Source organism: Quyinboa sediminis, from assembly GCF_042219855.1.
In the GTDB taxonomy this organism is placed as follows: Bacteria; Bacteroidota; Bacteroidia; order Bacteroidales; family UBA5342; genus JBHJHP01.
Genome location: NZ_JBHJHP010000001.1, coordinates 1048212 through 1062451, shown reverse-complemented (window position 1 = coordinate 1062451; position 14240 = coordinate 1048212). Strand labels below are relative to the sequence as shown.

14 protein-coding genes are annotated in these 14240 nt (G+C 39.8%); 7 read left to right on the top strand and 7 right to left on the bottom strand.

Annotated elements, in window-relative coordinates; all coding sequences use genetic code 11:
* Window positions 1–62: 62 nt before the first annotated feature.
* On the bottom strand, window positions 63–755 hold the full coding sequence (locus ACE1EF_RS04470; protein ID WP_375719419.1) for a Crp/Fnr family transcriptional regulator: 693 nt from the start codon (window positions 753–755) through the stop codon (window positions 63–65).
* 213 nt (window positions 756–968) lie between these two features.
* Between ACE1EF_RS04470 and ACE1EF_RS04465 the strand changes: the two genes are divergently transcribed.
* From ACE1EF_RS04465 to ACE1EF_RS04440, 6 genes are all read left to right on the top strand, one after another.
* A complete protein-coding gene (locus ACE1EF_RS04465) occupies window positions 969–1961 on the top strand; it encodes a hypothetical protein (protein WP_375719418.1) in 993 nt (330 codons plus the stop codon).
* 83 nt (window positions 1962–2044) lie between these two features.
* The gene (locus tag ACE1EF_RS04460; protein ID WP_375719417.1) at window positions 2045–2413 is read left to right on the top strand and encodes a hypothetical protein; all 369 of its coding nucleotides are present in this window, start codon (window positions 2045–2047) and stop codon (window positions 2411–2413) included.
* A gap of 12 nt (window positions 2414–2425) precedes the next feature.
* The gene (locus ACE1EF_RS04455) at window positions 2426–3295 is read left to right on the top strand and encodes a DUF5777 family beta-barrel protein (protein ID WP_375719416.1); all 870 of its coding nucleotides are present in this window, start codon (window positions 2426–2428) and stop codon (window positions 3293–3295) included.
* A 24-nt stretch (window positions 3296–3319) separates the two neighbouring features.
* Window positions 3320–3751, top strand: a complete 432-nt coding sequence (locus ACE1EF_RS04450) for a c-type cytochrome (protein WP_375719415.1) — start codon at window positions 3320–3322, stop codon at window positions 3749–3751.
* A 24-nt stretch (window positions 3752–3775) separates the two neighbouring features.
* Complete coding sequence (locus ACE1EF_RS04445) at window positions 3776–4729, top strand: hypothetical protein (RefSeq protein ID WP_375719414.1); 954 nt, start codon at window positions 3776–3778, stop codon at window positions 4727–4729.
* A gap of 4 nt (window positions 4730–4733) precedes the next feature.
* Window positions 4734–5351, top strand: a complete 618-nt coding sequence (locus ACE1EF_RS04440; RefSeq protein ID WP_375719413.1) for a cytochrome b/b6 domain-containing protein — start codon at window positions 4734–4736, stop codon at window positions 5349–5351.
* A gap of 112 nt (window positions 5352–5463) precedes the next feature.
* Here ACE1EF_RS04440 and menB read toward each other — a convergent pair whose 3' ends face one another.
* Genes menB through ACE1EF_RS04425 form a run of 3 tightly spaced genes read right to left on the bottom strand, consistent with a single transcriptional unit; the run spans window position 5464 to window position 9823 of the window.
* On the bottom strand, window positions 5464–6282 hold the full coding sequence (gene menB, locus ACE1EF_RS04435) for a 1,4-dihydroxy-2-naphthoyl-CoA synthase (protein ID WP_375719412.1): 819 nt from the start codon (window positions 6280–6282) through the stop codon (window positions 5464–5466).
* 2 nt (window positions 6283–6284) lie between these two features.
* Window positions 6285–7949, bottom strand: a complete 1665-nt coding sequence (menD, locus tag ACE1EF_RS04430) for a 2-succinyl-5-enolpyruvyl-6-hydroxy-3-cyclohexene-1-carboxylic-acid synthase (protein WP_375719411.1) — start codon at window positions 7947–7949, stop codon at window positions 6285–6287.
* An 8-nt stretch (window positions 7950–7957) separates the two neighbouring features.
* Entirely contained in the window at window positions 7958–9823 is a 1866-nt protein-coding gene (locus ACE1EF_RS04425) for a sensor histidine kinase (RefSeq protein ID WP_375719410.1), read from the bottom strand.
* Window positions 9824–9951: 128 nt separating this feature from the next.
* Here ACE1EF_RS04425 and ACE1EF_RS04420 point away from each other — a divergent pair, with 128 nt between their 5' ends.
* Window positions 9952–11958, top strand: coding sequence for a protein-disulfide reductase DsbD family protein (locus tag ACE1EF_RS04420; protein ID WP_375719409.1), 2007 nt, complete (start codon window positions 9952–9954; stop codon window positions 11956–11958).
* Here the strand turns inward: ACE1EF_RS04420 and ACE1EF_RS04415 are convergent.
* From ACE1EF_RS04415 to ACE1EF_RS04405, 3 genes are read right to left on the bottom strand one after another with little or no spacing between them, the layout of a single operon-like run.
* On the bottom strand, window positions 11942–12382 hold the full coding sequence (locus ACE1EF_RS04415) for an RrF2 family transcriptional regulator (protein WP_375719408.1): 441 nt from the start codon (window positions 12380–12382) through the stop codon (window positions 11942–11944). The genes ACE1EF_RS04420 and ACE1EF_RS04415 overlap by 17 nt on opposite strands.
* Window positions 12366–12968 carry a hypothetical protein gene (locus tag ACE1EF_RS04410; protein ID WP_375719407.1) on the bottom strand — a complete coding sequence of 201 codons (603 nt, stop codon included), beginning with the start codon at window positions 12966–12968 and terminating at the stop codon, window positions 12366–12368. Before ACE1EF_RS04410 ends, ACE1EF_RS04415 begins: the two co-directional genes overlap by 17 nt.
* A gap of 57 nt (window positions 12969–13025) precedes the next feature.
* A complete protein-coding gene (locus ACE1EF_RS04405) occupies window positions 13026–14210 on the bottom strand; it encodes a hypothetical protein (protein WP_375719406.1) in 1185 nt (394 codons plus the stop codon).
* Window positions 14211–14240: the final 30 nt, after the last annotated feature.

Here is a 14240-nt window from a genome sequence, read left to right as displayed (position 1 = left end):
AGATGCAGTTATATAATATAATGTATACCGTGATAAAAAAAACTGAGGTAAAACCCGGGAAATTAACCTGAAATTGAAATGTGTTCCAGTTTTTCCATGTCCAGAATCTGAATCTGGTCACCATTGACTTTTAATATCCCTTCTTTATCAAACTCATTTAGTATTCTCACCACACTCTCTTTAGTCATATTTGTAAACTCACCAAGCTCCTGCCGGGTCAGCATACATTTGAAGTTATCCGATTTAAATAATTCGTTGGATAAATACAATAAACCATCAGAAAGCCGGCCATGCATCTTTTTTTGTGTCAGGTTTAAAAGCTGCTGGAATGTATTTTCTGCTTTAAAAGATATGTCTTTTATCAATCCTTCTGCAAACTTACCATTCTTGATAACCATTTCCTTTATGATGGCTGAATCAATAAAACAAGCCCTCAGGTTTGTTATCGCCGAAAGGGAATAGTTATGTCTGTTATTACCATAAAGACCCGGTCCCACGAGCATGTCTCCCGGTCTTAGAAAACCAATGATAATGCGTTTGCCGTCTATACCTTCTATATATGCTTTACCGATACCACTTGCTAAAAATATCATATTCGAACAGGGACTTCCCTGTTTCATAATGATTTCTCCGGCGAGATAACCTGCTTCAAATCTGTGCTCATTAACTATTTCTAACTCCTCTGTGGTGAGATTTTTAAAATTATCCCAGCCATGCGTGCAAAGCTGACAAGTTCTGTTATTTCCCTCTCGCATTTTTTAATTTTTTTGACCCGGCAAAATATAATTATTTACATATATAAACATCTAAACATGCATTGATATATATCAATTAATGCTATGATATTTGTAGCGCAAATTAAGCAAAACAATCAACATTTCAAATGAAAAGGATTAATGCGGAAAAATTTATTGAATTAATCTATTATATACTTTTAGGCTATGAAAGAACTATTAAAATCTACTGTAATGAAAAGAACATTAATTTATGTCAAGGGGTTATTCGCAATTATGGCTACTGCTCTGATAATAAGCTGTGAAGGTCCCGCCGGAATGGATGGTGTAGATGCCAACTCAACGTGTAAGCAATGTCATAATGATGCAAATATGACATTAAAATCTGTGGAATACGAACTTTCCGGACATGGAGCCGGTACCAATGTGGCGTATGCCGGAGGAAGAAAATCCTGTGCAAGGTGTCATTCAAACGAAGGTTTCATTGAAACACTGCATACCGGAATGGATACAACGGCGTTTGATATTCCAATTCCAACCCGTATTTCCTGTGAAACATGTCATGATTTTCATGAATCACTTGATTTTGAAACAGATGGCCCTGATTTTGCCTTAAGAGCCAAAGATCCTGTAACATTTATTATTAATGGTGAGACAGTAGATTTTGAAGCTTCAAGTAATTTATGTGCCAATTGTCATCAACCGAGAACAGCTGGTCCTTCACTTGCTGATGAGACTTTCAGAATTTCAAGTACGCATTGGGGACCTCACCACGGACCACAGGCTACATATGTTGATGGTTTAGGCGCTGTTGAATTTTCAGGTTCTGAGAGTTATCCTGAACCGGGAACTTCTACTCACGCTTCTGCCGGAGCCTGTGTAATGTGTCACATGGGTGAATCAACAGGTGAAGGTAGTGAAATGCATGGTGGTCATACCTTCAGTGCGAATGTTGCAAACTGTACAGCCTGTCATACCGATGCTACTTCATTCGATATCGGTGGAGTTCAGACTGAAGTTGAAGGATTACTTGAAGAGATTGCTGCAGTATTAGAATCAAATAATGTACTGGATGCCGAAGGTCATGTGGTTCCGGGAACATATTCAAGCACATTGGCTGCTGCTTATTACAACTATATTGGAATCGAAGAAGATCGCAGTATGGGTGTACATAATCCTGAATATATTATTGCAGTTCTTAAGAATACACTGGCTGCAATTCAGTAAGACAATAATATAAAAGTTGAATAAAGGCTGCTACCTGCAGCCTTTATTTGATACTATAACTTTAGAACATTAATATTCAAAGGATGAAAAAATTAAGTGTCATATTCAGCTTCATAATCATGTTAGGTTTTGTGGCATGCGAATATACAGATATAGTAGAGGATGATGGTTCGGGAAATGTTCCTGAGAACGTTAGTTTTTCAGCAGATATTGAACCTATTTTTACGACACAGAGTTGCACCAATTGTCATCCGTCAATGAAAAAGCCGGATCTCACAGCAGGAAGTGCCTACGAGAGTATCATGTCAATGGGACTGGTTAATACGGCAAATCCTGCAGAAAGTGGAATTTATACAAAACCTGCTCCGGATAACAGTCATGGTGCAAATTATACCAGCGCACAGGCTAAGCTTATCCTGGCATGGATTGAACAAGGTGCAAAAAACAACTAAAACAGATAGACGATGAAACCATATAGAATTGTATTTACACTTATTTTTTGTTTCTGCGCTTTATCATTTTTTGCTCAGGATGAAGAAAAAGAACAGGATAAGCCAGTTAGACCTCCGTTCCAAAGCGGATATCTGATTGATAATCAAACAACATATATACCGTATAAAAATACACTTGAATACGTTATTCAGCATAAATTCGGCACAATGGGTAATGGCATTTCTGACCTTTATGGTCTTTATGCACCGGGTGCCAATGTTCGGCTTGGATTTAACTATGTAATATTAAATAATGTGGAAATTGGTTACGGCTTATCAAAATCAAACATGACCCACGATTTTAATGCACGTTGGACCATTTTTGAACAAACCCGTAAAAATACCTTTCCGGTTGCGCTGACACTTTATGGTATCGCAGCAATTAACGGTCAGTCAGACGATTATTTCGGAAAAGATTATTCCTTTATGGGACGTTTTTCCTATTATTCACAGTTCATTATCAGCAGAAAATTTAATGACTGGCTGTCATTACAGGCAGGTGGAAGTTTTTCACATTATAATATGGTAGACAGGGAGAAGTCAGACTTTGATAAGGTAGGTGTTCATTTTAACGGACGAGCCAAATTCTCTCCTCAGTCATCTTTTATATTTAATTACGATCAGCCTCTGGGATTACTCGTCCTGAGAAATAAAAACGGAAATAATACGAATCCAAATATAGCAGTTGGAGTTGAGATTGCTACCAGTACACATGCCTTTCAGATATATGCAGGGCAGTATGGTGGTGTTCTGCCGCAGGATATAATGGTTAATAATTACAATGAATTCAATGTTAGTTCATTCAGAATCGGATTTACCATTACAAGACTTTGGAGCTTTTAATTATACACATAAATTATTTTTATTATGAAACGAAATAAATTAGTATTTGCAGGTATTGCGGCTTTTTTCGCAATTTTTATTCTTTCTTCTTTCATCGCTAAACCACAGGATGCAAAAAAAGAAAAGAAAGCATGGGATATTCCTGAAAAATATCAAACCATGAAAAATCCATATGCCGACGATGCTTCAATCGTTAAATATGGTAAAATGAATTACATGAAGCATTGCCGTGCATGTCATGGTAACGAAGGAAAAGGTGACGGACCAAAAGCACGTAATCTTGAGGCTTTCCCCGGTGATTTTTCTTCTGAAGAGTTTCAGAAAGAATCTGATGGTACAATTTATTATCAGTCAATTATCGGAAGAGACGAGATGCCGAATTTTGAATCAAAAATTCCGGAAGAAGAAGATCGTTGGGCTGTTGTTATGTACCTGCGTTCACTCAAAGCAAAGTAGATTTAAAGTAGAAGCATTATTCGCATGAAATATTTTGGAAGGTTGCATCTTGCTATTCTCCCGGGATTGGTATGTTTACTTCTGACTGTGTTTTCGGTCAGAGCGGAGGAAAAGGAGCTGGCAGAGACATCTAAAACGTGTTTAAACTGTCATAGTAAGGATTATTATTCCTTTTACAATGAAATGACAGGATTCAATGAAAAGAAACGCATGAATCCTTATTTAAGGATTGATTCAACCATGTTTCAACATGGGGTTCATGGTGCTTTCTCCTGCGATGACTGTCATTCACCTGATTATGCAACCTACCCTCATAATGCTGATCTGAAGCTGGAGTTCAAATACGGATGTATGGATTGCCATGGCGGAGACCCGGCATACGAACATCTGCATTTTGATGAAATAGCAGAAGAAGCCAGTAAGAGTATACATGCCGAAAAACTTGGGGATGCCTTTAAGTGTGAAATGTGTCATGACCCGCACACCAATAAGTTGGTGGCATCATCGCAGAATTATTCAATTCAGGATATTGTCGCTGTAGATAATAACATGTGTCTGCAGTGTCATAGCGATGAAAGTGTATTTCACATTTATACCGAAAGTGAAAAACCAAAGATTATTGATGCGCATGACTGGTTGCCGAACCAATCTTTACATTTTAAAAATGTCAGATGTCTGGAGTGTCATACAGCCAGAGAGGATACCTTAATGGTTTCGCATAATATTCTTCGCAAGGAAGATGCCATTAAGAATTGTGTGGAGTGTCACAGCTCTGACAACTTGCTTCAGGCCAAGTTATATAAGTATATGACCATGGAGTCGAGATCAGAAAAAGGATTAGGATCATCGCTGGAGAATAAAGCCTATGTGATAGGTGCGAACCGGGTTCCTTTTCTGAATTACACCAGCGTCATTATCTTTGGTTTGTTGATTACAGGGATTCTGGTTCATATTATTGCACGAATAATTAGAAAGTAAAATCATGAGTGATCATAAATTATATCTGTATCCCAAATGGTTACGTGTGTGGCATGGCATTAATGCGGTGAGCATCATTACGCTCATTGCTACCGGAATCAGTATGCAGTATTCAAATCTTAACTACCCGATTATTAATTTTCAGTCGGCAGTATTTTTTCATAACCTCTTTGGTGTAATTACGCTTATAAATTATCTGGTTTTTGTAATTGTGAACTCACTTACAGATAACAAAAAAGCCTATAAGTTACAGTTTAAGGGGCTGATAGAACGCCTTATGGTGCAATCACAGTATTATCTGAGCGGTTATTTTAAAGGTGAACCGAAACCATATCCGGTGAGTAAAACTGAGAAGTTTAACCCCTTGCAGAAAGTTGCATATGTGGTGACAATGTATGTTTTAGTACCTTTGGTAATTATCACGGGTGTTTCGTTATTGTTTCCTGAAGTGATAATTGAAAATGTGCTGAAAACCAGTGGTATCCGTCTGACGGCAATTTTTCATGCCTCTCTTGGCTTTTTTATCTCACTGTTTCTGTTTATTCACCTGTATGTGGCCTCAGTAGGTAAACATCCGTTCAGAAATTACAGAAGCATTGTGACCGGATATCATGAAGATTAGAAAATAAGGATAAACCATAATGGTTTTGACGCTTTACAGGATTTAAATTTATAAAAAACGGGTGTCTGATAGTTCTTTCAGACACCCGTTTTTTGTTTTGTTTAAGCTCCGGTTACGGAAACTTAGGAAATTTTTTGAAATCAGGATCTCTTTTTTCAAGAAACGCGTTTTTCCCTTCCTGTGCTTCATCTGTCATGTAGAACAGCAAAGTGGCATTACCTGCCAGCTCCTGTATCCCTGCCTGACCGTCAAGTTCAGCATTTAAACCGGCTTTAATCATTCTGATGGCCATCGGGCTACGCATCATAATTGTTCTGGCCCAGTCAACCACTTCATCTTCCAGTTTATCAAGAGGAACCACCTTATTTACCAATCCCATATCAAGCGCTTCCTGTGCCGAATACTGGCGACAAAGGAACCATATCTCGCGTGCCTTTTTCTGTCCGACAATGCGGGCCAGATACGATGAACCGAATCCGCCGTCAAAGCTTCCTACTTTGGGTCCGGTTTGTCCGAATATCGCATTTTCAGAGGCAATGGACATGTCGCAGATAACATGCAGCACGTGACCACCTCCAATGGCATAGCCGTTTACCATGGCAATGACCGGTTTGGGCAGGGATCGAATCTGTTTCTGCAGGTCAAGTACATTCAGGCGCGGTACACCATCTTCACCTATATATCCCGCCTTACCTTTCACATTCTGATCGCCACCGCTGCAAAAGGCTTTGTCGCCTTCGCCGGTTAATACCACAACACCAATCTCCTGGTTTTCACGACATATAACCATCGCATCACTCATTTCCATTACCGTCTGAGGCCGGAAGGCATTTCTGACCTCGGGTCTGTTGATGGTTATTTTGGCAATACCCTCAAAAAACTCAAACTTAATGTCTTTGTATTCTTTGATTGTTTTCCAGTTGTATCCCATAATTAATCTATAATTTTATGAATGTATGTTTTTAGAATCGTTGTGTTTTCTTCTTCGTTGCTTTGAATTTCAATCATCTTAATGCCTTTCGTAATGTAAAAACCCTTCAGGGCATCCATTAGTTCAGCCTTGTTTTGAACCGGATGATAAGGTACATTAAACTGTGCGGCTAAATGTTTAAAGTTTCTGCTATGTTTGGCCAGAAAGGTCCGTTCAAACCCGGTAAAGGCGGAGGGACCGTTAATAAAACGGAATATTCCACCACCGCCGTTGTTCAAAACAATAATCCTGAGGTTGTCCGGTAGTTGTTCCTGCCACAATCCGTTGGAATCATACATGAAGCTCAGATCACCAAGGATCAACACATGCAGTTTCTCCGACGCTTTTGCTGCGCCAACAGCAGTGGATAGTGAGCCATCAATACCACTTGTGCCCCTGTTGGAGTAGTATTCAAGATCGGATCGTACTTCGAGGTACTGTGCATATCTGACGGACATGCTGTTGCCCAGATGTAAAACAGAGCCGGTTGGAATGGCATCGTATACTGACTTAAAAGCCTGCAGTTCACTCCATGGCTGAAGAATGATGAAGTCACGGATGCCCTGCTTAATTATTCTATCCTTATTTTGCCATAATTCCGAATAAAGGTCATTTTCACCTTTTAATTCTGCTTCAATTTTGCCCAGAACAATCTCAGGCGGAAGTTTAAGGCTTTTCGTGAGGGCCTGAAACGTATCAGGGAAGAAACCATTGGCATCACTATGCCAGTGCTCTTCCGGTTTATATTTTCGGAGGAATAGTTTAAGATGTTTTGAAATAAAGTGGGTTCCAACCGTAATCAAAATATCCGGTTTGAGTTCTTTTTTCTCATTTTCATCGAGTGAAGGAAACAATAAATCGGGATTGCGAATAATGTTACCTTCCTGTAAGTTAGAGGTGGTTTCACTGATAACGGCAACATTGCCATGCTCACTCAGTTTGCTGATTATGCTACTAAAATCAGGGTTCGGCATCTTACAACCGACTGCGATGAGAATGTTTTTTTGTAAGGCTTCTTTTTCTTCGTCACGCAATTCAAATGTATACCTTTTTTCTGGGGATGTCCAGTTTGAAACCTGCGTTTCTACAGGATAAATGCCTTCCAGTTGGTACAGAGGTTCATCCGTTGGAATGTTGATATGAACCGGTCGGGAAGAAGCGATCAGGGACTCAAAAGCCTTTCTGCTGATGATCTTCAATTCAGCGGGGTCCTTTTCTGTATCATAGGTATACGATGCTGCACTGAAATTATCATAGATGCCCGTTTGGTTTATTTGTTGCCCTTCAGAATGGTGGAGCCATTTTAATGGCCTGTCAGCGGTAAGGACCAATAAGGGTACCTGTAAGTAGAAGGCCTCTGCAATTGAAGGTGCATAATTCAGTGCTGCAGTTCCTGATGTACAGATGACTGCCACTGGTTTTCTGAGCTGTTGTGCCATTCCCAGCGCATAAAATCCGGCCGATCGTTCATCAACAACTACGTGTAAATCAATTGTTTTTACAGATGAAAACAGAATAGTTAACGGAGCATTCCGGGAACCCGGTGATACAACGATAGTTGTAATGCCAACTGCAATGCAGTCTGAAACCAGTGATGCAATATTAGACAGATGACTGTTATTTTGCATTAATTTGCTTAATTAGAGTCGTTTTGCGATAAAGGAAGCGAAAGGATAAAAACTGAGCCGTCACCGGGATTATCATCAACACTTAACGAACCATTGAGCAGTTTAGCCAGCCGGTACATGAGTGATAACGTGGTACCTAAACTGTTATTGAAAATATTATAGGCTTTCAACGGATGATAAAAAGGTTCAAAAATGCGTTCTTTCTCCTTGTCTGTTAAGTGTAATCCCGGATTTTCTACAAAAAAGCGGACTTCATTTCCGTTTAATTCATATCCTAACTTAATATTTCCTTCATCCGTATTTTTTATAGCATTAATAACCAGATTGTACAAAATTTGTTTCAACCTGTAGGGATCAGTAAAAATGGATACTTTTTCATCGGGATCGGATTCAACATGGATTATCCTGAGACCGGTTTTTTCCTGCTCAAATTTTAACATGTTGGACGTGTCGTAAATCTCCTTAACAAGTTGACTAACATTTACTTTTCTGGGGTATAGTTCAAGTCCGCCGGATTCTATTTTTGACAAGTCCAACAGATCGCCAACGATATTGAGCAGATTTTCGGAGTTCTCGTTAATCAGATCGAGGTATTTTTTCTTATCTTTTTCAGTCAGATTTTCTTCATAAAGCAGGTTGGAAAATCCGATTATGGCATTAAGGGGAGTCCGTATTTCATGGTTCATATTTGCCAGAAAAACTTTTTTCATCTGGTCGCTTTCTTCAGCTGTTTTTTGTGCGAGCTTAAGATCGATGTGCGATTTTTGAAGGGCACGCCTTTGTTCAAGCAAGATAATAATGAAGATAAGCTGAATAATAAAGACTATTACAATCGAAATGACAAGATTTTTATGCTGATCCCAGAAACTGGGGCTGTAATTCACCAGTATTGATTTATTGTTGAAGTTCTTCATGGGGATGTTGTACTTCTTCAATGCATTGTAGTTCAGGGTAAGATGATCGGAAGTGACCAGTTTTACCGGAAGCTGGTCAATGGGCTTGCCTTTGAGGTATTCAATGGCCATTTTAGCGGTCTCTTCACCAATATCTTCTGCTTTAATGGTATAGCCTCCCATGATACCACTGTTGATTAAGTCATAATTGTGTGAAAAGATAGCCGCATCGGTATTATCAGTAAAAAAACTGAAATCGTGAAGATTAACGATCAGATCCAGTTCACGGTCATCGGTAAAACTGGTTATTCCATAAAATAATACAGAGTTTGCCGGTAAATCATGCAAAGCATCCAGTAACGACGATTTCGTATGATCTTTCCAAAGCCTGATCTCAACGCCGTCAACTTCTTCGGGGAATTCTGCAAATTCAGCCAGGTGTCCTTTACCGGTTGGCAGGTTCTCAGAGTTAAGAAGTAATGCCGTTGTTGTTTTTGGCAGCAGCTGCTTGGCCAATCGTATGTTTTTAACAAAACCAATTGATTCATTAACACCGGTAACAGGACGATCGCCGTAATCAACCGACCTGTAGTTTTTGGCACTGCAGAAAACGATTGGCACATCAGGAAACAAGGCATTCCCTTCTTCATTTACAAACTGAAAAGCAAGGTCGTCTACAACAATCAGCAGGTCAATATCTTCCGAATCGGGATATTCCCTGCGCAAGTCGTTCTTTATCTGATTTAAACGGTTCTTACTGGTGTCATTTCGCATATCAAGATACCGGATATCCACGGTAATCGGTAAATCCTTTTCCTTGTGTAAGGTTGACATAATTCCTTCGTTGGCCAACCTTGTCCATCCCTGATTGGGAAAGTATGAATGCAACACAAGAACGTGCTTCATCTCTTTCGCATATGTCACATTTGTAATCCAGAGGAAGGTAATCAGTAGTGTTATCTTTAAAAGCTTTCCGGGCATCTAAATATCTAGATATTTATTAAAAAACATTTAAAAAGAAACCATATCGAAAAAAAATGGTTATTTATGTATATTTTTTACAATTTACGTTTAACTAACAATTCAAAGTTTAAAAATAGTTATTAATCATGAGAAAAACACTTGCAGTTGCACTTTTATTTATTGTTCTCCCCATTTCTGTTTTTTCGCAGATTGTAAAGCCCGTAAAATGGGAATCAAGACTGAGTTCAACGGATATTAAGCAAAATGCACAGATCGATCTGATTTTTTCTGCAAGCATCGATGAAGGGTGGCATTTATATTCAACAGAATTACCCGATAATGGTCCGATTGCCACTTCATTAAACATTGACACCATCTACGGACTGGAGCCGGTTGGAAAAATACATACCTCTAAAAAACCAATCGATAAATTCGATGTCTCCTTTAATATGGAGTTGCAGTATTTTGAAGGGGAAGTGGATTTTATTCAGACTTATAAAGTTACAGATCCGGATCACGTACTGATTAAAGGCTATGTGGAGTTTATGGCCTGTGATGATGAACGTTGTATTCCTCCGGATGATTATGATTTTGAATATGAAGTGGGAGAGGCCCAGGAGCAGCTCGCTCCCGAATCGAATAATAAAGTTTCTGCTGACAGTCAGGCAGCTGATTTAACTCAAACAGGCAGTGTCGATAATACAGGCCTCTGGGGATTCTTTTTCCTGGCATTTCTTGGTGGGCTTGCAGCTATTTTTACGCCCTGTGTGTTTCCCATGATCCCGATGACCATGAGTTTTTTTCTGAAAGGAAGTGAAAACAAAGCACGTGGAAAGTTTAATGCACTGATATATGGCATATCTATTATAGCAATATATACAGTAGTCGGAACAGTGGTAGCCCTTGTTTTTGGAGCCAATTTTGCTAATTTTCTCAGTACACACTGGTTACCAAACATCCTTTTCTTCATTATATTTATGGTATTTGCAGCATCCTTTTTTGGTGCTTTTGAAATAACAATGCCATCATGGATTGTCAACAAATCAACCGCTAATGAGGATAAAGGTGGACTGGTGGGCATATTCTTTATGGCGTTTACACTTGTGCTGGTCTCATTCAGTTGTACCGGTCCGATTGTAGGTGCTATTCTTGTTGCCAGTGCCGGTGGTGCAGTGCTGACACCGATAATCGGAATGCTGGGATTCTCTCTTGCATTTGCATTGCCTTTTACCTTTTTTGCATTATTTCCGGGGTATCTGAAAAAAATGCCAAAATCCGGTGGCTGGCTGAATACCGTTAAGGTGGTTTTGGGATTTGTGGAAGTGGCGCTGGGATTAAAATTCCTGAGTGTGGCTGATCAGACGTATCACTGGGGAATACTGGACAGGGAAGTTTACCTGGCCATCTGGATTGTAACCTTTACCTTACTCGGATTCTATTTTCTCGGAAAACTTAAGTTTTCACACGACAGTGAGGTAAAGCATATTACAGTCTCCCGTCTGGCTCTGGCTATTGTAACATTCAGCTTTGTTGTATATCTTATTCCGGGAATGTTTGGTGCGCCTTTAAAAGCACTTGCCGGATATCTCCCTCCAAGATCGACACATGATTTTGATCTTACCCGGATTGTTCAGGAAAAAGTTGCTGTAGCAGAAACAGATGATTCCCAAACCATATGCGAAAAGCCGAAGTACGCAGAATTCTTACATCTGCCTCACGGTCTGGAAGGCTATTTTGATTATGAGCAGGCGCTGGCCTGTGCCCGGGAGAAAGATAAGCCTTTGTTCATCGATTTTACCGGACATGGCTGTGTAAACTGCAGGGAAATGGAAGACAGGGTGTGGTCGGATCCGAAAGTTCTAAAACGCCTGAAGGAAGATTTTGTGATCGTTGCATTATATGTGGATGATAAGACCAAGCTGCCCGAATCCGATTGGGTCACCTCAACCTTTGACGGAAAGGTAAAGAAAACACTTGGTAAAAAATATGCTGATTTCCAGATCAGCAGGTATAAGGTAAATTCACAACCCTATTATGTCCTTCTGGATAATAATGAAAACCTGTTGGCAAAGCCTAAGGCCTACGATCTGGATGTGGATGGTTTTATTGAGTTTCTCGATAAGGCAACAACCGAATTTAACAACAGGCAGTAGCTGAATCATCATCCATATTCAGTTGATCTGCCAGAAGTGATTTCAGCGTTATGGATTTGAAATAGGTTACGATATGATTGTTTAATCCGCCCCAGAATCCTTTGGCAGCACAAATGCCTTCGCGTTCGCATTTAATATTTCGCGACAAACAATCAATAACACATATGCCCGGTTCAAAAGCGCTGTGAATATCAAAGACGGTAATTCTTGAAGGCGCTTTTGTAAGAATATAGCCACTTTTTTTCCCCCGTACATTGGTAATTAAATTGGCAACCTTCAGGGCATGGATGATATGGTCAAGGTATTTTAAAGAAATATCCTGGTTAGCTGCTATATCCTTCTGGAATATCCCGGTTTTCTGGTCAGCATTCGCGATTTCCATCATTGCCCTTAATCCATATCGTGTTTTAGTGCTGAATTTCATTGTAACAGTATTGAGGTGTGTTTGTCTTGATTACAAAATTAACATAAACATCGTTATTTACTCTGACTAATCCAAAAAATTTTGAAGGTGGTTCAAGCCCGAAGTCGTTTAAATGAATACAATGTCTACCCGAAATAATATAGGTATCATCCGGCAGTTGAAAAACGTCACATTCGATGAGAAATTGTTTTTTCTTTCCTGATAATGTCAGTTCAACCGGTAGTTTTTCCAGGCTGTTTTTGCTGTGATCCGGTTGAACCTGCCTGACCGTAATTCTGATATAAGGAAACTCTCTGTATTTTAGCAGTTTAAGAAATTCTTTCTTTAGTGCCGCATTGTCATTTTTAAAATCTGAAAGCCTGAGGGCTAATTTATGGATCAGATAATTTCTTGATATTGAATCTGTATCACATTCTATTGTGCTGACATCGTTGTTGTCAACCTGACTGTAAAAAGAAAATGTATTAATATTCGAAGTGCCGGATATATCAATACTGCCCTGTTCTTCAGATGGCAAATGCTGAGCATCAACCGAAACGAAGATCAGAAGGTAAAACAGAACGATATGTAATAGTTTATGTAACATAACGAGGAAAAAAAACCGCACAACTTGTGCGGTTTTTTAATGAAAGAACTACTATTTTTAGAATGAAATGGCTGCCTCAACCACTACACCATTAAATTTACCACCGTTGATTTCTCCAAAGGCCGGGCCGTCATATTTCTGATTGACGTAATCCAGTTTTACAAGAACATCATCCAGCATGTGCCATCCTCCTCCGAAATTAACACGTGTAACGTTTGATCCTGCATTGTCTGTCACTTTGTTCCAACGTGTACCAACATAGAATGCTCCGATATTGTAGATGGCCTGAATTGCAGTCTGCGTGAAGTGCTGATCTGCGCCTCTTCTCACACCTGTTTCATCTTCGTATATGCCAAATATATTAAGACCTTTAAACTGAGCAAACAGGTTAGCCTGGTAGCTGTTCATCTGAGTCTGACCTGTGCCCGGATCCCATCGGCCTGTACTGCGGTTTCCAGGATCCATTAAACTTTCGGTGTGCCATAACATAACATCGTAATACCGTGAGCCGGCGCGATCGGCGTTGTAGAGATAGGATCCGCTGTGCCCGGAAGGCACATGATAACCTGAAAGGGCAACACGTCCCCTGAAATCATCTGTAAATTGTTTGTCGTAGGCCAGTTTCCAGAGAAACACCAGGTCTTTACCCAAATCATTACCACGGCCGTAATTCATCCTGCCATTATTGGTTCCCACCATGGCAAGCAATCCATTATTGCGAAACATAATTTCCATTCCCGGATTAGTGGTGTAGGAATCCATGATCCAGTTCCCTACAAAAGGGTTATTAATGACGTGTGCATTTGTGCTTCTGTAGAAATGTGCATCACCATAGTTTGGATTAAACACACCTGCCTTTATGGTCAGGTACTTCATAACCGGATCAGCAGCAGGTAAAAAGGGTAAATTATCAATGGTCAGATATCCACCTTCCACCCAGGCTTCATTATGATGACGTGATGAAAGAAATGTATTCATGTACAACTGAACACCGGGGCCCAGATCTGCATTAATCTTCAGGTTGGCAGTCGGCAGGTTGATATTATGCTTAAGATCAACCAAAGAGTCAGAACTTCCATTGATCGAATGATTGAGAGCCTGATATTGTATAGCAAAATCGCCTCCTACCTTTACCTTCACTTTTTCGAATTTTGAAGCATCCAGCTTGGGAGCTTCGAAATTCTGTGCAAACCCGGATAGTCCGGTCAGCACGACAAGCACTGCTGCTATTAAATTTCTCATAATTGAATTTTTAAATAACGTTTAAATTTG

Bases quoted from the DNA above. Each gene is read 5' to 3' on its own strand.
- ACE1EF_RS04470 (WP_375719419.1), bottom strand. From the start codon at position 755: ATGCGAGAGGGAAATAACAGAACTTGTCAGCTTTGCACGCATGGCTGG.
- ACE1EF_RS04465 (WP_375719418.1), top strand. From the start codon at position 969: ATGAAAAGAACATTAATTTATGTCAAGGGGTTATTCGCAATTATGGCT.
- ACE1EF_RS04460 (WP_375719417.1), top strand. From the start codon at position 2,045: ATGAAAAAATTAAGTGTCATATTCAGCTTCATAATCATGTTAGGTTTT.
- ACE1EF_RS04455 (WP_375719416.1), top strand. From the start codon at position 2,426: ATGAAACCATATAGAATTGTATTTACACTTATTTTTTGTTTCTGCGCT.
- ACE1EF_RS04450 (WP_375719415.1), top strand. From the start codon at position 3,320: ATGAAACGAAATAAATTAGTATTTGCAGGTATTGCGGCTTTTTTCGCA.
- ACE1EF_RS04445 (WP_375719414.1), top strand. From the start codon at position 3,776: ATGAAATATTTTGGAAGGTTGCATCTTGCTATTCTCCCGGGATTGGTA.
- ACE1EF_RS04440 (WP_375719413.1), top strand. From the start codon at position 4,734: ATGAGTGATCATAAATTATATCTGTATCCCAAATGGTTACGTGTGTGG.
- menB (WP_375719412.1), bottom strand. From the start codon at position 6,282: ATGGGATACAACTGGAAAACAATCAAAGAATACAAAGACATTAAGTTT.
- menD (WP_375719411.1), bottom strand. From the start codon at position 7,949: ATGCAAAATAACAGTCATCTGTCTAATATTGCATCACTGGTTTCAGAC.
- ACE1EF_RS04425 (WP_375719410.1), bottom strand. From the start codon at position 9,823: ATGCCCGGAAAGCTTTTAAAGATAACACTACTGATTACCTTCCTCTGG.
- ACE1EF_RS04420 (WP_375719409.1), top strand. From the start codon at position 9,952: ATGAGAAAAACACTTGCAGTTGCACTTTTATTTATTGTTCTCCCCATT.
- ACE1EF_RS04415 (WP_375719408.1), bottom strand. From the start codon at position 12,382: ATGAAATTCAGCACTAAAACACGATATGGATTAAGGGCAATGATGGAA.
- ACE1EF_RS04410 (WP_375719407.1), bottom strand. From the start codon at position 12,968: ATGTTACATAAACTATTACATATCGTTCTGTTTTACCTTCTGATCTTC.
- ACE1EF_RS04405 (WP_375719406.1), bottom strand. From the start codon at position 14,210: ATGAGAAATTTAATAGCAGCAGTGCTTGTCGTGCTGACCGGACTATCC.